We start from the raw sequence: 17,391 nt of genomic DNA, 5'->3' as shown, positions 1-17,391 counted from the left end.
CTTATCGGCTTACGCAACCCGCTCTTTTACCAATCGTTTTTCATGGCCAACAACGCGCGATCCAGCAAGGGTCAGGAGCCCTGCCTTCGGGTGATTCCCCTAGGTGGTCTGCATGAGATCGGCAAGAACACCTGTGTTTTCGAGTACGGCGATGACCTGATGTTGGTGGATGCCGGTCTGGCCTTCCCCAGCGATGGCATGCACGGGGTGAATGTGGTGCTGCCCGACACCAGCTTCCTGCGCGAGAACCAGAAGCGGATCCGCGGCATGATCGTCACCCATGGTCATGAAGACCACATCGGTGGCATCGCCCACCATCTCAAGCACTTCAACATTCCGGTGATCTACGGGCCGCGGCTGGCCCTCTCGATGCTCACCGGCAAGATGGATGAGGCCGGTGTCCGCGACCGCACCACCCTGCAGACCGTCGGTCCGCGCGATGTGGTGAAGGTGGGTCAGCACTTCTCCGTGGAGTTCATTCGCAACACCCACTCGATGGCCGACAGCTTCTCGCTGGCCATCTCCACACCGGTGGGAACCGTCATTTTCACGGGTGACTTCAAGTTCGACCACACCCCGGTCGACGGCGAAAACTTCGATATGGCCCGTCTCGCCCACCACGGTGACAAGGGCGTTCTCTGTCTGTTCAGCGATTCCACCAACTCCGAGGTTCCTGGCTTCTGCCCGCCGGAGCGCTCGGTCTTCCCCAACCTGGATCGCCACATCGCCAATGCCGAAGGCCGTGTGATCGTCACCACCTTCGCCAGCTCGATTCATCGCGTGTCGATGATTCTGGAGCTGGCCCTGAAGAACGGCCGCAAGGTGGGGCTGCTGGGCCGCTCGATGCTCAATGTGATCGCCAAGGCGCGGGAACTGGGCTACATGCGCGCGCCGGATGAACTGTTTGTGCCGATCAAGCAGATCAACGATGTGCCCGATCGCGAAACCCTGCTGCTGATGACCGGCAGCCAGGGTGAGCCGCTGGCCGCCCTGAGCCGCATCTCCCGTGGTGAGCATCCCCAGGTGAAGGTGAAGACCACCGACACGATCATCTTCTCGGCCAGCCCGATCCCGGGAAACACGATTTCCGTGGTCAACACCATCGACAAGCTGATGATGCTGGGCGCCAAGGTCGTTTACGGAAAGGGCGAAGGCATCCATGTCTCCGGCCATGGCTTCCAGGAAGACCAGAAACTGATGCTGGCCCTCACCCGGCCCAAGTTCTTCGTGCCGGTGCACGGTGAGCACCGGATGCTGGTGCAGCACTCCCGCACCGGCCATTCGATGGGGGTTCCGGTCGACAACACCCTGATTATCGACAACGGTGATGTGGTGGAGCTCACCCAGGATTCGATCCGCAAGGGCAATGCGGTGAAGGCGGGCATCGAGCTGCTGGATCAATCCCGCAATGGCATCGTCGATGCTCGGGTGCTGAAGGAACGTCAGCAGCTGGCCGAAGACGGCGTGGTGACGATCCTCGCCGCCATCAGCACCGATGGCGCCATGGTGGCTCCGCCGCGGGTGAACCTGCGGGGTGTGGTCACCACAGCTGATGCCCGCAAGATGTCGTTGTGGGTGGAGCGTGAAATCAAGTGGGTGCTCGAAAACCGCTGGAAGCAGCTCTGCCGCAACACCGGTGGCAAAGCACCGGAGGTGGACTGGATGGGTGTGCAGCGAGAAGTGGAGGTGGGCCTTGGCCGCCGGATGCGCCGTGAACTGCAGGTGGAGCCGCTAATCCTTTGCCTGGTGCAGCCGGCCCCTGGCGGGACACCGGTCTACAAGGGCCGTGCCGATGCTGAGCCCGATGACCGTCCGGCTCCCCGCGGTCGCGGTGGTCGTGGCGGTGGCTCTCCCTATGGCCGTCGCAACGGCGGTGGCGGCGGAACCCCCGCTCCGGTGCGGAACAACCAGGGCAACGGCCGGTCTGGCTCGGCAACACCGGCCCCCGTCCGTGCCGCTGCAACCGCAGTGGTGGAGAAAGTGGCTCCTCAACCGGTGGCTGAAAAGGCAGCACCGGCTTCCCCGGAGCCGGACATGCCTGCTGGCCGCACCCGTCGTCGTCGTTCAGCAGCCAGCTGATCGGGCGAAGACCCCTTTGATCCTGTTGATCAGCCCCATCGGCTCCACGGAGTCGGTGGGGCTTTTGATGTCGGGCTGGAGTTGAACGCGGAGCCATGAGTTCTCCAAAAGCTTCGTGGCCGCAGGCTCCTGGGGTGCGGGTTCGACGGCGTCGAGGGGTGGCTCTTCTTCGCTGCGTGCTTGTTCCTGGTTCGCCATCTCGACCTCGACGTCTGAATTGGCTTCCGGGCTCAGCGTTGGCTCTGGGCTTGGGACAGGATCCGGCACAGGAGTCGCCGTTGGAGAGGGATCCGGCGACTGCATGGCTCGGGGTTCCTCCTCACTGGACAACCACGGCATTGCGGTGACCACATCAGCCGGTGCTGGCCTGGCTTGATCGGGATCGGTGCTCAGGAAGGGATCCTTCAGCAGGTCTGGGATGGCGCCAGGTTGCGGGTGTCATGTCTGCTTCGCTGGCGATCTGTTCTGATCGGCAGCGCTTTAGCCCCTGTTCCGCCAGGGCGGCGATGGTGGCGTTCACGTCACCCTCCAGCACCCGTTAGTAGGCGACGGCGGCTTGCTCCGGTTGCTGGAGACCATGCAGCTGGATGTGACCCAAAAGCAGCGACACCACCGCCCGCCAGCCCAAGACGAGGCTGGGGTCGTGGTCCTTCGATGCGCTTTCAAGTTGACCCCACAACGCCGAGGCGATGGAATGGGCCTCGGCGTACTCCCCGAGGCCATAGGCCCGTTCCGCGGCTTGGTAGTGCTGCTCGAAATCGGCGTCCACGCGTTGGGGGGCCAGTCCCCCCGTTGTAGACCGTTAGTCGGGGTCGTGCGGTGAAGCGGTGCCTTGGGCGGTGTGACGTTCTTCACCTGCCAGCCCGAACCCGGCGTGCACCACCTGGAGCGCCTTGACGCCAGCATCTTCGGCCACCACACAGCTGGTTCTGATTTCGCTGGTGGCGATCAGGCCGATGTTGATGCCCGCATCCGCCAGTGCGCGGAACATGCGCCCCGCCGTCCCTGGCGTTGCCGGCATCCCAGCGCCCACAGCACTCACCCGGGCAATGGCCTCACCATCCTCCAGAGCGGCACCGGGCCACTGGGCCAGCAGGGGGGCCAGGGCTACATCGGCGCGGGCACGGTCGTCTTTGCGCAGGATGAAGGTGATGTCCCGCGATCCGTCGCTGTGCTGCCGTTCTGATTGAACGATCGCATCGAGGCTGATGCTGTTGTCTGCCAGGGCAGAACACAACGCCGCTGCGGTGCCGGGTCGATCGGGCACGTGGCGAACACTCAGTTGCACCTGGTCGCGGTCGAGGGCGACGCCGCGCACTTCCGGTTCGCCGCTGCCGTTGTTGGTGGGATTGATGCGGATTTGGGAATCTTCCAGGTCAAAGGCCTCCTGCACGGCTTGAACCGCCTTGCTGCCTGTGCCGGAGTCGATCACGCAGCTCACCTTCACCTCACTGGTGGCGATCAGGCGGAGGTTGATGCCTTGCTGACACAGGCAGTTGAACAGGCCGGCGGCAATCCCAGGGCGCCCCATGATTCCGGCTCCGCTGATGCTGATCTTTGTCAGCCCTGCTTCGGACGCCAGATCGCCGCCCAGTTGATCCAGCACCTTCTGGCTCACTGTACGGGCCAGCTCGAGATCCGCTTCCGCTACGGTGAAGGTGATGTCATTGCTGCTGCCCTCATGGGTGGCCTGAATGATCAGGTCCACATTGATGCCGGCCTCGGAGAGGGTTTCGAACAGGCGTGCCGCAATCCCAGGCTGATCGGGAATGTGGGAGAGGGCGAGCACGGCCTGTCCGTCCACTTCCTCCATCCCATCCACAGGGCTGCCGAGTTCCAGGCCACTGCTGCTGATCGGACGGGCTGAACGGCTGGTGATCCGGGTGCCGGGGGCATCGCTCCAGCTGGAGCGCACCACAAGGTTCACGCCGTAGTTCCGGGCGATCTCAACGGCCCTGGCATGCAGCACGGAGGCCCCAAGGCTGGCGAGTTCCAGCATTTCGTCGCAGCTGATCGTCTCCATCAGCTGGGCATCGGACACCTTGCGCGGATCGGTGCTGAGCACACCCGGAACGTCGGTGTAGATCTCGCAGGCATCGGCACCCAGGGCCGCCGCCAGGGCGACAGCAGAAGTGTCGGAGCCTCCGCGCCCGAGGGTGGTGATTTCGTTGAGGCCATCGCTGCTGGTGCTGGTGCCCTGGAAACCAGCAACCACCACCACCTGGCCAGCTGCGAGGCGGTTGCGGATTCGGTCGGTGCGAATCCCAAGGATCCGGGCTCGGCCATGGGTGGATTCCGTGGCGATGCCCACCTGTGGACCGGTCATCGACGTCGCACTGACCCCCTGGGCGTTCAAGGCCATCGCCAGCAAGGCGATCGACACCTGTTCGCCACTGGCCAACAGCATGTCCATCTCCCGCTGGGTGGGGGCAGAAGTGATGGCGTTGGCCAGACCCGTTAATTCATCGGTGGTGTGGCCCATGGCGGAGACCACCACAACCACGTCGTGCCCCTCCTCACGGCAACGTCCGATCCGATCAGCCACCGCCTTGATGCGTTCCACGCTGCCGACGGAGGTGCCCCCGAATTTCTGCACCAGGAGGGCCATAGGCCGGGCTTCAGCAACGCTGGATTTTCTCACCTGGCCGGTAGTGATCAGCCCAGCAGGCCGTCGCGGAAGGCATCGCCCGGTTGGGCGCCGCGTTTCAGCCGGGCCTCCACCTCCAGTAGACGGCCCAGGAGTGAGAGAAAGCGCTTGGGCGGGCGGCCCTGCAACTGCTTGCGCATCACGTAGATGCGCTTAGGGTTGCCGATTCCAGCGGCTTTGGCGATCACCGCCACATCCCGTTCCCCCTGCTGTTCAAGCAGGCTCACCCAGAGCCAGCCGCGGATCTGACCGGTGAGGGTGGCCACGATGCGCAGGGCTGGTTCCCCGGCTTCTATCAGGGCATCCCAGCGGGCGATCGCCTCGCCGGGGTTGCCCTCCAGCAGGGCATCGCCCACGGCCAGGGCGTTGGTGGAGCGTCCTCCCACCAGCTCCTGCACCCGTGCAGCGGAAATGCTGGTGTCCCGCAGGGAGAGCTTGCGCAGTTCCGATTCCAGTCGGGCGCTGTCGGTGCCGATGGCCTCCACCAGGGCGTCGATGGCATCCGGCTCCACCTTGAGGCCCAGGGCTTCGGCCGTGCGTTGCACCAGCTGACGCTGGCCCTTGCCATCCCAGGCCGCTGGCAGCGGAAAGCTCTGTTCGTGATCGACCCCGCTTTTGATCCGTTTCTGCAGGGTTTTGGTGGTGCGCAGGCGACCATCCGGTTTGGCCGGGTTCACCAGCACAAGGTGGCTGCTGTCGGGGATGAGCTCGAGGGCGGCCTCAAACCGGTCAGCCAGCTCACTGGGGCAGCCATTGCAGAACGGACTGCGCTGCAGCAGCACCAGCCGTTCGCCCGTGGCGAAGGGAGGGGTGCGGGCCTCCTCGAGGGCCTGCAGGGCCTGACCGGCGTCGGCCCCATCCAGGCGGCTGAGGTTGAGGCTGCTCCAGCTGGGGTCGACAACCTGGCCGATCAGGGCATCGATGGCCCGGTCCCGCGCAGCGGCGTCATCACCCCAGAGCAGATGGATCGGCATGGGTTGATGATGGCGTGGATGGCCCAAGACCACCCGATCTTCACCGAAAGCATCCGGCGGATCCGGGCGGCTCTGGGGGACACGGGCCTGCCGCCGTTGCAACAGCAGGTGCTGGAACGGCTGGTGCATAGCAGCGGCGATCTCTCGTTGGGAAAACTGCTGCGGTTCAGCGAGGGGGCCTGTGAGCAGGGTTTGGCAGCGCTGAAGCAGGGGGCGCCGATCCTGACGGACACCGCGATGGCGGCGGCGGCGGTGGCCCCGATGGCCCAACGCACCCTTGGCACTGCCGTGCATACGGTGCTGGAGTGGGCACCTGAGGCGGCGCCGGCGGGTTCAACGCGCACGGCGGCGGGCATGGAGCAGGCCTGGCGCTCACTCGCGGCGGCGTCACCGGCTCCGGTGGTGCTGATCGGCAGTGCGCCGACCGCCCTTGAGGTGCTGTTGCAGCATGTGGCCGCCGGTGCTCCAGCCCCCAGCTTGGTGATCGGCATGCCGGTGGGATTTGTGGGGGTATTGGAAAGCAAGAAGCATTTGGCGGCCAGTGGCCTGGCCCAGATCCGTTTGGAGAGCAGCAGGGGTGGAGCGGGTCTGGTGGCCGCGGCGATCAATGCTCTGCTTCGCGCTGCTGCAGCACCAGCTCACCCGCCCTCCAGTTGAGTTGCCAGCCCCCGGCAAGATCGGCCGCACCGCCGGGGGCACCGTTGTCCAGTCGCCGGCTGAGCTCGTCGAGCTGGCTGGCCGGCAGGGCTGGTACCCCCTTCTGCTGCAGCCACTGCGCCAGCAGCAGGCGGCGGGTGGCTGACCCCAACGCCCCCAGGCCGCGGCGGTCCAGGCCGGCAGCGGTTTGCAGAAGCTCCAGCGCCATCTGGCTGAGTTCCGTCTGACTGTCCCGCACCTGGGACACCCGTTCGGCCAGATCGCTGATCCGCTGACTGCAGCCCGGATGCAGTTCCTCGAGCACGGGCAGCACCTCCTGGCGAATCCGGTTGCGGGCGAACTCGGGGGATTGGTTGCTGGGGTCCTCCCAGATCGGCAGGGCCAGGTCCCGGCAGATCTGGAGGGTGTCTCTGCGCTGCAGGTGCAGCAGCGGCCGGCGCAGCCGGGGGCCTTCCGGGCTGAGGGGGCGAACGCTGGGCAGGGCTGCCAGGCCGGCCAGGTCGCTGCCACGGGCCAGCTGCAGCAGCATCGTTTCGGCCCGGTCGCTGGCGGTGTGGCCCGTCACCACATCGGCGCCCGCTTGGCGGCCCCGTTGTTCCAGCCGTTCGTAACGCCACTGCCGGGCTTTGGCTTCGCTGGACACCTCTCCCGGCGCTGCCTGGTCCACCTGCAGGGAGAGCTGCCACTTCTGGCACCAGCTGCTCAGTTCCGCGGCGATTCGGCTGGAGTTGTCGTGCCAGCCGTGATCGCCGTGCCACAGGTTCAGGTCCCAGCCATGCAAGGGCGCCAGATCCTGCAGCAACGCCAGCAGGGCCATGGAGTCCTGTCCGCCGGACACCGCTAGCAGCAGAGAGCTGCCCTTGGGCAGCAGCTGCGGCTGCATCAGCAGGCGCCGGTGCAGGCGGTCATGCCAGGACGTCCAGCCCAAGGAGGTGGGGTGCGTTTCCCCCACGGTGTGAGAATCAGGGCATCGCTGTCCAGTCCCCCATGACCCGTCTTCAGCAGCTGCCCGTTTCTCTGCAGCGCAGCCTTGAGCAGCGCTCTGCGCTCAAGGTGATCGCTGGCCTGATGAATTTCGATGCCGCCAGTGTGGAGCGGGTTGCCCGTGCAGCCGGGCGCGGCGGTGCTGATCTGATCGACGTCGCCTGCGACCCCGCCCTGGTGCGTCTGGCCATCGAGGCCTCCGGTGGAGTGCCCGTGTGTGTGTCTTCGGTGGACCCTGAGCAGTTCCCCGCGGCGGTGGAGGCCGGTGCGCTGATGGTGGAGATCGGCAACTACGACGCCTTTTATCCCCAGGGCCGGATCTTCGATGCGGCTGAAGTGCTGGAGCTCACCCGCCGCACCCGCCAACTGCTGCCCAATGTGGTCTTGAGCGTCACTGTGCCCCATGTTTTGCCGATGGATGAGCAGGAGCAGCTGGCCATCAATCTGGTGGCCGCCGGTGCGGATCTGATCCAGACCGAGGGCGGCACCAGTGCCAAGCCCTTCAGTGCTGGCCACCTGGGCCTGATCGAGAAGGCTGCCCCCACCCTGGCGGCGGCCCACAGCATCAGCCGCGCCGTCGATGTGCCCGTTCTGTGTGCTTCGGGTCTGTCGGCGGTGACGCTGCCGATGGCCATCGCTGCCGGTGCGGCCGGCGTGGGCGTCGGTTCAGCAGTGAACCGCCTGCAGGATGAGCTGGCGATGGTGGCCGTTGTTCGTGGTCTGCGTGATGCCCTCGGCAGCGCTGTCGCGACCCGCGTCTGAACCTGAATCTCCGCTGAGCGGAGGCCTCTTCCCCTTCATGGTGTGAAGAGTGCTCCGCTCGCTCGCGGGAGCAACAGCTCTCGTGTGAAAATCGACCCCTGACTTCCAGTTCCATGCAGTTCATCAACACGCTGACCGTTCTGGCCCTGGTGGTGGCGTCCTTCGCTTTGATCGTTGCTGTGCCGGTGCTGTATGCCTCCAGCGAAGACAGCGGCCGCTCCAACCGTCTGATCCTGTTGGGCAGTGCTGTTTGGGTGGCGCTGGTGCTGCTGAACTGGGGTGTGAGCTTCTTCGTCGTCTGAGCTCAGCCTCAGGCAGAACCTGGCGGGTGCCACGATGGCTGAGATCTAGTCGGCACCTTCCCAATGGCCACTTTTGAAGGACGTTTCTCTGACGCAGCCGGGCTGCGCGTCGGCATCGTCGTGGCCCGTTTCAATGATCTGGTCACCGCCAAGCTGCTGAGCGGTTGTCTCGACTGCCTCAAGCGCCATGGCGTGGATGTGTCGGAAACCAGCTCCCAGCTGGACGTGGCCTGGGTGCCGGGGTCGTTTGAGCTGCCGATCGTGGCCCAGCAGATGGCCCGCTCCGGTCAGTACCAGGTGCTGATCACCCTCGGGGCGGTGATCCGCGGCGACACGCCCCATTTCGATGTGGTGGTGGCGGAGGCCAGCAAGGGAGTTGCTGCGGTGGCGCGCGACACGTCAGTGCCTGTGATCTTCGGCGTGTTGACCACCGACACGATGCAGCAGGCGCTGGAGCGGGCGGGCATCAAGAGCAACCTGGGCTGGAGCTACGGGTTGGAGGCCCTGGAGATGGGCAGCCTGATGCGGGCCTTGCCATCGGCTTGAGGCTTCAGGCCGCCAACTGATCGAGCACCTGACGGGCCCGTTGCACCACGGGCTTGGGAACGCCGGCCAGGCGTGCAGCTTCGATGCCGTAGCTGCGGCTGGCGCCGCCGGCCTGCACCTGATGCAGGAACACCAGATCCTCACCGGTTTCCTCCACCAGCACCTGGAAGTTGGCCACGTTGTCGCGTTCGGCGGCCAGGTTGTTGAGCTCGTGATAGTGGGTGGCGAACACCGTTCGGCTGCCCAGGTCGCCGGCCAGGTGCTCGCTCACGGCCCAGGCGATCGAGAGGCCGTCGAAGGTGGCGGTGCCCCGCCCGATCTCATCGAGCAGCACCAGGGAACGCTCGCTGGCGTGGTGCAGGATGTTGGCGGTTTCGGCCATCTCAACCATGAAGGTGGACTGGCCGGCGGCCAGATCATCCACGGCACCCACCCGGGTGAAGATTCGATCGGCAATGCCGACCGTGGCGGATCGAGCCGGCACCCAGCTGCCGATCTGCGCCATCAATTGGATCAGGCCGATCTGGCGCAGGTAGCAGCTCTTGCCGCTGGCGTTGGGGCCCGTGAGCACCACCAGATCGGTGCCATCGCCCAGATGCACGTCATTGGGGATGAACGCGGTTTCCACCAGCCGTTGCTCCACCACCGGGTGGCGGCTGGCCTCCAGCTGCAGCCCCCGGCCATCGGCGATCGTTGGTGCGCAGTAGCCACCGCTGGCGGCCACGTCGGCCAGGCCGGTGAGGGCATCAAGGGCGGCAACGGCGCGGGCCGCCTGGCGGATCGGGGCGGCCATGGCCCCCACCTGTTCCCGGAGCTGGCAGAACAGCTCGTATTCCCGCTGGCAGGCCCGGGCCCGCAGCTGGAAGATGCGGCCCTCCCGCTCCTTGAGATCCGGGGTGATGAAGCGTTCTTCGTTGGCCAGGGTCTGGCGCCGGATCCAGTGGTCCGGCACGGCGGTGGCCTTGGCTTTGCTCACCGCCAGGAAGTAGCCGAAGGTGCGGTGGTGCTGCAGCTTCAGGGTGCTGATGCCACTGCGTTGGCGCTCCTGCATCTCCTGGTGGCTGAGCCAGGCGTCCTGATCGTCCAGCTGGTTGCGCAGCCCATCCAGCAGCGGGTCGACGCCGTCATGGATCAGGTCGCCCTCGGAGAGGGAGAGCGGTGGGGCCTCCACCAGCTTGTGGCGAATCGTCCGGGCCAGCTCCGCCAGGGCTGGATCGGGGCTGAGCAGCTGCTGCAACCAGACGGGGCCCTCATTGATCGCAGAGTCCAGCCGAGCGGTGAGCTGAGGCAACCGTTCCAGGCCATCGGCGATGGCCACCAGATCGCGGGCACCGGCATGACCCGCTCCGGCCCGGCCGGCCAGCCGCTCCAGGTCGCCCATCGGCCGCAGCAGCTGGCGGATGGCCAGCCGCAGGCTGCGGTCACCCACCAGGCTGCTCACCAGATCCTGGCGCTGCTGAATGGCCTGGCGGTCCATCAACGGTGCTTCCAGCCAGCGGCGCAGGCAACGGCCGCCCATGGCGGTGAGGGTGCGATCGATGGCCCAGAGCAACGACCCCTGCAACTGGTTGTCGCGCTGGGTGGCGGTGAGCTCCAGGTTGCGGCGGGTCTGGGCATCGAGCACCAGGGCATCGCCGCGGTGCACGATCGCCGGCACCTCCAGGGGGATGCGGCTGTCCTCCTCCAGGGGCTGGGTGTCCTGCAGGTAGCGCAGCAGGCCACCGAGGGCCTGCAGGGCCAGGGGGTGCTCCGGCAGGCCGAGGCCATCGAGGCTGCTGAGGCCGTAGTGCTGCTGCAGGGTGCGCTCCGCTTCCACAGGGCTGAAGGGGGTGCTGGCCATCGGCGTGAGCCGCAACCGTTCTGGGCACCAGGCCGGCCGCTCAGCATCGAGGGCGGCGGCCCAGAGCAGTTCAGAGGCCTCCTGCTGGGCCAGCTGCTGGTGCAGGGCGCTGCTGTCGTCCCGCTGCATCACCTGCACCTCGCCGGTGCTCACATCGGCGCTGGCCAGGCCCCAGCGCAGCGGTTGTTTGCCCTGGGCCGGCTCCACCACCACCGCCGCCAGCCAGTTGTTGCGGCGGGCGCTGAGCATGCCCTCCTCCAACACGGTGCCTGGGGTCAGCACCCGGGTGATGTCCCGCTTGAGCAGGGCACCCTTGGTGGGGGTGGTTTCGAGTTGATCGCAAAGGGCCACGCTGTAGCCCTGCTTGATCAGTTCGGCGCAGTAGCGCTCAGCGGCGTGGTGGGGGATGCCCGCCATCGGCACCCGCCCGATCGCTTTGCCGCCTTCCTTGCCGGTGAGGGTGAGCTCCAGCACCCGGGAGAGTTCGATGGCGTCTTCGAAGAAGCACTCGAAGAAGTCGCCCAGGCGGTAAAGCAGCACCCGTTCGGGATGGGCCGCTTTGAGCTCCACGTAGTGGCGCAGCATCGGTGTGAGCTGCAGCGGGTCCATCTGGCTGTGGTGGGCCCAGGCCGGTTCGTCGCTGCTGGGATCTGAATCGTTTGCAGCTGGGGCTTCGCTGCTGGTCTCGCTTGTCGTGGCCTGTCGCTGGCGGGGCCGGGCGGCGGCATCGGCGCCGAGTTCGTCGTCGCTGAGATCGTGGCTGGCCGTCTCCGGTTCGCTGCTGGGTGCCGTCGGTGTGGCCGGCTCCGGCGCCCCGAACAGATTGCCCTGCAGGGCGTCGTCAGGGGACTGGGACGCGGACCGGGGCATCGGCTGATCTGACGGATCCGGATCGTACCGGGCCTGACCGGATTGAGATGCCTCAGCGGCGCAGCACCATCAGTTGCTGGGGATTCGCATCCTGGAAGCCCAGTTGCCGGTAGAAGCCGGCGCTCTTGGTGGTCATCAGATACACCCGTTCCACGCCCACCACCGGCGGGGTGTGCAGCAGTTCTTCGATCACCCGGCGGCCGAGGCCGTGGCCCTGGAGATCGCCGGCCACCACTATGTCCCAGAGCACGGCTCGGCTGAAGCCATCGGAGGTGGCCCGGCCGAAGCCCACCAGCCGCTTGCCGCGCCAGAGGCTCACCACGGCATCGCTGCCGGCCAGCAACCGCCGCAGCTGAGCAAAGCTGCGGCCGCGGGCCCAGAAGGCGTGGCGATCGAACAGCCGTTGCAGCTTGAGCAGGGCCCGACTGGGGCGCAGATCCGGCCCGAGGCCCAGCCAACGCAGGCCGGGGGCACCGGGGGCATGGTGAACCAGCCGGATCGGGGTCACGGGTTGGGGAGCCGCAGCACTTCATCTTGCTCCCCGGCGATAATTGATGGCCGCCGTCTGGCCCCGCACCCATGCCCGCCTACGACCTCACGGCTCCGTATTCGCCGAAGGGCGATCAGCCGACGGCGATCAAGCAGCTGGTGGCGGGGGTGAACAGCGGCGAGCGCTATCAGACGCTGCTGGGGGCGACGGGCACGGGCAAGACGTTCACGATGGCCAATGTGATCGCCCAGACCGGCCGGCCTGCGCTGGTGCTGGCCCACAACAAAACCCTGGCGGCCCAGCTCTGCAATGAGCTGCGGGAGTTCTTCCCGGAGAACGCCGTTGAGTACTTCATCTCCTATTACGACTATTACCAACCGGAGGCCTACGTACCGGTCAGCGACACCTACATCGCCAAGACGGCGTCGATCAACGAGGAGATCGACATGCTGCGTCACTCGGCGACCCGTTCCTTGTTTGAACGGCGCGACGTGATCGTGGTGGCATCGATCAGCTGCATTTACGGCCTGGGAATTCCGAGTGAATACCTCAAGGCGGCGGTGAAGTTCGAGGTGGGCGAGACCCTCAACATCCGCAGCCAGCTGCGGGAGTTGGTGAACAACCAGTACAGCCGCAACGACACCGAAATCGCCCGCGGCCGTTTCCGGATGAAGGGAGATGTGCTGGAGATCGGCCCCGCCTACGAAGACCGGTTGGTGCGGATCGAGCTGTTCGGCGACGAGGTGGAGGCGATCCGCTACGTCGATCCCACCACCGGCGAGATCCTGCAGAGCATGGATGCGGTGAACATCTACCCGGCCAAGCACTTCGTCACCCCCAAAGACCGCCTGGATTCCGCCATCAGCGCCATCCGCGCGGAGCTGCGGGAGCGGCTGGATGTGCTCAACGGCGAGGGCAAGTTGCTGGAGGCCCAGAGGCTGGAGCAGCGCACCAAGTACGACCTGGAGATGCTGGGCCAGGTGGGCTACTGCAATGGGGTTGAGAACTACGCCCGCCATCTGGCCGGCCGCGAAGAGGGCACGCCGCCGGAGTGCCTGATTGATTATTTCCCGGACGACTGGCTGTTGATCGTGGACGAGAGCCACGTCACCTGTTCGCAGCTCCAGGCGATGTACAACGGCGACCAGGCCCGCAAGAAGGTGCTGATCGAGCACGGCTTCCGCCTGCCCAGCGCAGCGGACAACCGGCCGTTGAAGGGGGCCGAGTTCTGGGAGAAGGCGCGGCAAACAGTGTTCGTCTCCGCCACCCCGGGGGATTGGGAGATGGAGGTTAGCGGCGGAGAGGTGGCTGAGCAGGTGATACGCCCCACCGGGGTGCTCGATCCGGTGGTGGAAGTGCGGCCCACCACGGGCCAGGTGGACGATCTGCTCGGAGAGATCCGCAATCGGGCGGCGAAGAACCAGCGGGTGCTGGTCACCACCCTCACCAAGCGGATGGCGGAAGACCTCACCGACTACCTGGCGGAGAACGAGGTGCGGGTGCGCTACCTCCACTCGGAGATCCACTCGATCGAGCGGATCGAGATCATCCAGGACCTGCGGTTGGGGGAATACGACGTGCTGGTGGGCGTGAACCTGCTGCGGGAGGGCCTGGACCTGCCGGAGGTGAGCCTGGTGGCGATCCTCGATGCCGACAAAGAAGGCTTCTTGCGGGCTGAGCGCTCCCTGATCCAAACCATTGGCCGGGCTGCACGCCATGTGGAGGGTGTAGCGCTGCTCTATGCCGACAACATGACTGACTCGATGGCCAAGGCCATCTCCGAGACCGAACGACGCCGGGCGATTCAGCAGGCCTACAACGAGAAGCACGGCGTAGTGCCAACGGCGGCGGGCAAGAAGGCCAGCAACTCGATCCTCAGCTTCTTGGAGTTGAGCCGCAAGTTGAAGCAAGAAGGCCCGGACGCGGATCTGGTGGAGGTGGTCGGCAAGGCCGCCAAGGCTCTGGAGAACGATCCCGATGCCGGCTTGGCGCTGGAGGCGCTGCCGGAGTTGATCGATCAGCTCGAAGCCAAGATGAAGGAGGCGGCCAAGAAGCTCGACTTCGAGGAAGCCGCCAACCTGCGGGATCGGGTGAAGCAGCTGCGTCAGAAGATGGCCGGCTCTCGTTGAAATTCACGGTGGGAACCCTTGGCAATTGACCATTGGTCCCTCCGTAAGGCAGAGTCTCCAAGTCGTCAGGGACACGCCCGCGTCGACACCTGCGGATGTAGCTCAGTGGTAGAGCATCTCCTTGCCAAGGAGAGGGTCGAGAGTTCGAATCTCTTCATCCGCTTCATTCAGAACCCAGTCCAGAAGAGCCTTCTGCAAGTGAGCCTCTATTAGGCTGCACCCGATTCGGTTGCCGTTTTCCATGCTCAAGCTCCTGCTGGGTGATCCCAATGCCCGCAAGCTGAAGCGTTACCAGCCGATCGTTTCGGATATTCAGCTGCTTGAAGAGGAGATCGCTCCGCTCTCCGACGATGAGTTGCGTGGCAAAACCGCTGCCTTCCAGGAGCGTTTGGCCAATGCCGGCAGTCTGGCGAACCAGCGGCCGATCCTCGACGAGATCCTGCCTGAGGCCTTCGCTGTTGTTCGTGAAGCCGGCAAGCGGGTGCTGGGCATGCGTCATTTCGATGTCCAGCTGATTGGCGGCATGGTGCTGCATGAAGGCCAGATCGCCGAGATGAAAACTGGCGAAGGCAAAACTCTGGTTGCCACCCTTCCGAGCTATCTCAACGCCCTCACTGGTCGTGGCGTGCACGTCGTGACGGTGAACGATTACCTGGCCCGCCGTGATGCTGAGTGGATGGGCCAAGTGCATCGCTTCCTCGGTTTATCCGTGGGCCTGATCCAGCAGGACATGCGCCCCGAGGAGCGCCGGCGCAACTACAACTGCGATATCACCTACGCCACCAACTCAGAGCTGGGCTTCGACTACCTGCGCGACAACATGGCCGCCGACATCTCGGAGGTGGTGCAGCGGGAGTTCCAGTACTGCGTGATCGACGAGGTGGATTCGATCCTGATCGATGAAGCCCGAACTCCACTGATCATTTCCGGCCAGGTGGAACGGCCCCAGGAGAAGTACCAGCAGGCGGCCGAGGTGGCCAATGCTCTGGCTCGCGCCGCTGAGTTGGGCAAAGACGGCATTGATCCTGAAGGTGATTACGAGGTGGATGAAAAGCAGCGCAGCTGCACCCTCACCGATGAGGGCTTCGCCAAAGCCGAGCAGATGCTTGGGGTGGCGGATCTTTTCAACCCCCAGGACCCTTGGGCCCATTACATCACCAATGCCCTCAAGGCCAAGGAGCTGTTCGTCAAGGATGTGAACTACATCGTTCGCGATGGTGAGGCGGTGATCGTGGATGAGTTCACCGGTCGGGTGATGCCTGGCCGCCGTTGGAGTGACGGCCAGCACCAAGCCATCGAGGCCAAGGAGGCCCTGCCGATCCAACCGGAAACGCAGACTCTCGCTTCGATCACGTATCAGAACTTTTTCCTGCTCTATCCCCGCTTGGCCGGCATGACCGGCACGGCAAAAACGGAAGAGGTCGAATTCGAGAAGACCTACAAACTCGAAACCACAATCGTCCCCACCAACCGGGTCCGGGCGCGTCAGGACTGGGCCGATCAGGTCTACAAAACCGAGGCTGCCAAGTGGCGCGCTGTGGCCAACGAAACAGCTGAGATCCACAAGAACGGCCGGCCGGTGCTGGTGGGCACCACCTCGGTGGAGAAAAGCGAACTGTTGAGTTCGCTGCTGGCGGAGCAGGAGATTCCCCACAACCTGCTCAACGCCAAGCCGGAGAACGTGGAGCGCGAATCGGAGATCGTGGCCCAGGCGGGTCGGGCTGGCGCTGTGACCATCGCCACCAACATGGCGGGCCGTGGCACCGACATCATTCTTGGCGGCAACAGCGACTACATGGCCCGCTTGAAGTTGCGTGAGGTGCTGCTGGGCCGTCTTGTGAAGCCGGAGGAAGATCACAAGCCGCCCGTGCCTCTGCAGCGCAGTGCTCCGGGCGGGTTCGCTGATGCTGCGGCGCCTTCGCTGCCCCGCAGCGGTGAGAGCCTCTATCCCTGCCCCCTTACTGATGACACCGACCGAGCCCTCGGCCAGCTGGCGCGTGATCTGGTCAAGGCCTGGGGCGACCGTGCCCTCACGGTGATTGAGCTGGAAGAGCGCATCGCCACCGCTGCGGAGAAAGCTCCCACTGAGGATCCCCAGATTCAGTCGTTGCGCGAGGCGATCGCCCAGGTAAAGGGTGAATACGACGCCGTGGTGAAGCAGGAGGAAAGCCGCGTTCGCGAGGCCGGTGGCCTGCATGTGATCGGCACTGAACGGCATGAGTCCCGCCGTGTCGATAACCAACTGCGTGGTCGTGCCGGCCGCCAGGGCGACCCCGGTTCCACCCGCTTCTTTCTCTCTTTAGGAGACAACCTGCTGCGGATCTTCGGCGGTGACCGTGTTGCCGGCTTGATGAATGCCTTCCGCGTGGAGGAGGACATGCCGATTGAGTCCGGCATGCTCACCCGCTCGCTGGAGGGGGCCCAGAAGAAGGTGGAGACCTACTACTACGACATCCGCAAGCAGGTGTTCGAGTACGACGAGGTGATGAACAACCAGCGGCGTGCGGTGTATTCCGAACGCCGGCGGGTGCTGGATGGCCGCGCCCTCAAGAAGCAGGTGATCGGTTACGGCGAACGCACCATGGGCGAAATCGTGGAGGCCTATGTGAATCCGGATCTTCCGCCGGAGGAATGGGATCTGGGCCAGCTGGTGGGCAAGGTAAAGGAATTCATTTATCTGCTGGAAGATCTCACCCCTGATCAGGTGCAGGGCCTTGGCATGGAGGAACTCAAGGCCTTTCTGCAGGAGCAACTGCGCAACGCCTACGACCTCAAGGAAGGCCAGATCGAACAGCAACGACCGGGGCTGATGCGGGAGGCCGAGCGTTTCTTCATCCTTCAGCAGATCGATACCCTCTGGCGAGAGCACCTTCAGGCGATGGATGCCCTGCGTGAATCGGTGGGTCTGCGTGGCTACGGTCAGAAAGACCCTCTCATTGAATACAAAAACGAGGGGTACGACATGTTCCTTGAAATGATGACCAACATGCGTCGCAATGTCATTTATTCCATGTTCATGTTCCAGCCGCAAGCTCCCAAAAACTAGTCTTTATGATTCAGGGCAAAGGCGCTACTCTGGGGAAATTTTGATCAATATTTCTTTAGACGTTA

At 64.9% G+C, this 17,391-nt stretch carries 15 protein-coding genes and 1 tRNA gene; 8 read left to right on the top strand and 8 right to left on the bottom strand.

Features of this window, described 5'->3' with window-relative positions:
• Positions 1 to 42: 42 nt before the first annotated feature.
• Positions 43 to 2,079 carry a ribonuclease J gene (locus DXY03_RS06455; protein WP_115009681.1) on the top strand — a complete coding sequence of 679 codons (2,037 nt, stop codon included), beginning with the start codon at positions 43 to 45 and terminating at the stop codon, positions 2,077 to 2,079.
• Here DXY03_RS06455 and DXY03_RS11860 read toward each other — a convergent pair.
• Genes DXY03_RS11860 through holA form a run of 5 tightly spaced genes read right to left on the bottom strand, consistent with a single transcriptional unit; the run spans position 2,065 to position 5,700 of the window.
• Positions 2,065 to 2,418 carry a hypothetical protein gene (locus DXY03_RS11860; RefSeq protein ID WP_136987657.1) on the bottom strand — a complete coding sequence of 118 codons (354 nt, stop codon included), beginning with the start codon at positions 2,416 to 2,418 and terminating at the stop codon, positions 2,065 to 2,067. The genes DXY03_RS06455 and DXY03_RS11860 overlap by 15 nt on opposite strands.
• Positions 2,419 to 2,431: 13 nt before the next feature.
• Positions 2,432 to 2,599 carry a hypothetical protein gene (locus DXY03_RS12250; RefSeq protein WP_170951999.1) on the bottom strand — a complete coding sequence of 56 codons (168 nt, stop codon included), beginning with the start codon at positions 2,597 to 2,599 and terminating at the stop codon, positions 2,432 to 2,434.
• Positions 2,600 to 2,617: 18 nt separating this feature from the next.
• Positions 2,618 to 2,848 carry a hypothetical protein gene (locus DXY03_RS06440; protein ID WP_115009678.1) on the bottom strand — a complete coding sequence of 77 codons (231 nt, stop codon included), beginning with the start codon at positions 2,846 to 2,848 and terminating at the stop codon, positions 2,618 to 2,620.
• A 33-nt stretch (positions 2,849 to 2,881) separates the two neighbouring features.
• Positions 2,882 to 4,687: an aspartate kinase gene (locus DXY03_RS06435; RefSeq protein WP_115009677.1), complete on the bottom strand. Its 1,806-nt coding sequence runs from the start codon at positions 4,685 to 4,687 to the stop codon at positions 2,882 to 2,884.
• A 47-nt stretch (positions 4,688 to 4,734) separates the two neighbouring features.
• Entirely contained in the window at positions 4,735 to 5,700 is a 966-nt protein-coding gene (holA, locus tag DXY03_RS06430) for a DNA polymerase III subunit delta (protein ID WP_115009676.1), read from the bottom strand.
• Positions 5,701 to 5,709: 9 nt separating this feature from the next.
• Here holA and DXY03_RS06425 point away from each other — a divergent pair, with 9 nt between their 5' ends.
• Complete coding sequence (locus tag DXY03_RS06425; RefSeq protein ID WP_115009974.1) at positions 5,710 to 6,357, top strand: precorrin-8X methylmutase; 648 nt, start codon at positions 5,710 to 5,712, stop codon at positions 6,355 to 6,357.
• Here the strand turns inward: DXY03_RS06425 and tilS are convergent.
• Entirely contained in the window at positions 6,305 to 7,309 is a 1,005-nt protein-coding gene (tilS, locus tag DXY03_RS06420) for a tRNA lysidine(34) synthetase TilS (RefSeq protein ID WP_244272337.1), read from the bottom strand. The genes DXY03_RS06425 and tilS overlap by 53 nt on opposite strands.
• Positions 7,310 to 7,344: 35 nt before the next feature.
• Between tilS and DXY03_RS06415 the strand changes: the two genes are divergently transcribed.
• The 3 genes from DXY03_RS06415 (at position 7,345) to ribH (ending at position 8,951) form a co-directional block, all read left to right on the top strand.
• Entirely contained in the window at positions 7,345 to 8,103 is a 759-nt protein-coding gene (locus DXY03_RS06415) for a DUF561 domain-containing protein (protein ID WP_115009675.1), read from the top strand.
• Between the two features lie 113 nt (positions 8,104 to 8,216).
• The gene (gene psbZ / locus DXY03_RS06410; RefSeq protein ID WP_006850156.1) at positions 8,217 to 8,405 is read left to right on the top strand and encodes a photosystem II reaction center protein PsbZ; all 189 of its coding nucleotides are present in this window, start codon (positions 8,217 to 8,219) and stop codon (positions 8,403 to 8,405) included.
• Positions 8,406 to 8,468: 63 nt separating this feature from the next.
• Entirely contained in the window at positions 8,469 to 8,951 is a 483-nt protein-coding gene (gene ribH, locus DXY03_RS06405) for a 6,7-dimethyl-8-ribityllumazine synthase (RefSeq protein WP_115009674.1), read from the top strand.
• A 4-nt stretch (positions 8,952 to 8,955) separates the two neighbouring features.
• On the opposite strand, the gene mutS is transcribed toward ribH, so the two are convergent.
• Positions 8,956 to 11,661, bottom strand: coding sequence for a DNA mismatch repair protein MutS (gene mutS / locus DXY03_RS06400; RefSeq protein ID WP_115009673.1), 2,706 nt, complete (start codon positions 11,659 to 11,661; stop codon positions 8,956 to 8,958).
• A 52-nt stretch (positions 11,662 to 11,713) separates the two neighbouring features.
• Positions 11,714 to 12,169 (bottom strand): GNAT family N-acetyltransferase, encoded by a 456-nt coding sequence (locus DXY03_RS06395; RefSeq protein ID WP_115009672.1) that lies wholly within the window; start codon positions 12,167 to 12,169, stop codon positions 11,714 to 11,716.
• A gap of 71 nt (positions 12,170 to 12,240) precedes the next feature.
• Here DXY03_RS06395 and uvrB point away from each other — a divergent pair, with 71 nt between their 5' ends.
• From uvrB to secA, 3 genes are all read left to right on the top strand, one after another.
• Positions 12,241 to 14,280: an excinuclease ABC subunit UvrB gene (gene uvrB, locus DXY03_RS06390; RefSeq protein WP_115009671.1), complete on the top strand. Its 2,040-nt coding sequence runs from the start codon at positions 12,241 to 12,243 to the stop codon at positions 14,278 to 14,280.
• A gap of 91 nt (positions 14,281 to 14,371) precedes the next feature.
• A tRNA-Gly gene (locus DXY03_RS06385) sits at positions 14,372 to 14,443 on the top strand.
• 78 nt (positions 14,444 to 14,521) lie between these two features.
• Positions 14,522 to 17,326, top strand: coding sequence for a preprotein translocase subunit SecA (gene secA / locus DXY03_RS06380; RefSeq protein WP_115009670.1), 2,805 nt, complete (start codon positions 14,522 to 14,524; stop codon positions 17,324 to 17,326).
• The last annotated feature ends 65 nt before the right edge of the window (positions 17,327 to 17,391 follow it).

Origin of the sequence: Synechococcus sp. N5, from assembly GCF_900473925.1 — a bacterium.
Classification (GTDB): Bacteria; Cyanobacteriota; Cyanobacteriia; order PCC-6307; family Cyanobiaceae; genus Parasynechococcus.
Note: the sequence above shows the minus strand (reverse complement) of the source record. Positions and strands in the feature narration are given on the sequence as shown.

Coding starts and splice junctions, on each gene's coding strand:
- DXY03_RS06455 (WP_115009681.1), top strand. CDS start 43: ATGGCCAACAACGCGCGATCCAGCAAGGGTCAGGAGCCCTGCCTTCGG.
- DXY03_RS11860 (WP_136987657.1), bottom strand. CDS start 2,418: ATGCCGTGGTTGTCCAGTGAGGAGGAACCCCGAGCCATGCAGTCGCCG.
- DXY03_RS06435 (WP_115009677.1), bottom strand. CDS start 4,687: ATGGCCCTCCTGGTGCAGAAATTCGGGGGCACCTCCGTCGGCAGCGTG.
- holA (WP_115009676.1), bottom strand. CDS start 5,700: ATGCCGATCCATCTGCTCTGGGGTGATGACGCCGCTGCGCGGGACCGG.
- DXY03_RS06425 (WP_115009974.1), top strand. CDS start 5,710: ATGGCGTGGATGGCCCAAGACCACCCGATCTTCACCGAAAGCATCCGG.
- DXY03_RS06415 (WP_115009675.1), top strand. CDS start 7,345: ATGACCCGTCTTCAGCAGCTGCCCGTTTCTCTGCAGCGCAGCCTTGAG.
- psbZ (WP_006850156.1), top strand. CDS start 8,217: ATGCAGTTCATCAACACGCTGACCGTTCTGGCCCTGGTGGTGGCGTCC.
- ribH (WP_115009674.1), top strand. CDS start 8,469: ATGGCCACTTTTGAAGGACGTTTCTCTGACGCAGCCGGGCTGCGCGTC.
- mutS (WP_115009673.1), bottom strand. CDS start 11,661: ATGCCCCGGTCCGCGTCCCAGTCCCCTGACGACGCCCTGCAGGGCAAT.
- uvrB (WP_115009671.1), top strand. CDS start 12,241: ATGCCCGCCTACGACCTCACGGCTCCGTATTCGCCGAAGGGCGATCAG.
- secA (WP_115009670.1), top strand. CDS start 14,522: ATGCTCAAGCTCCTGCTGGGTGATCCCAATGCCCGCAAGCTGAAGCGT.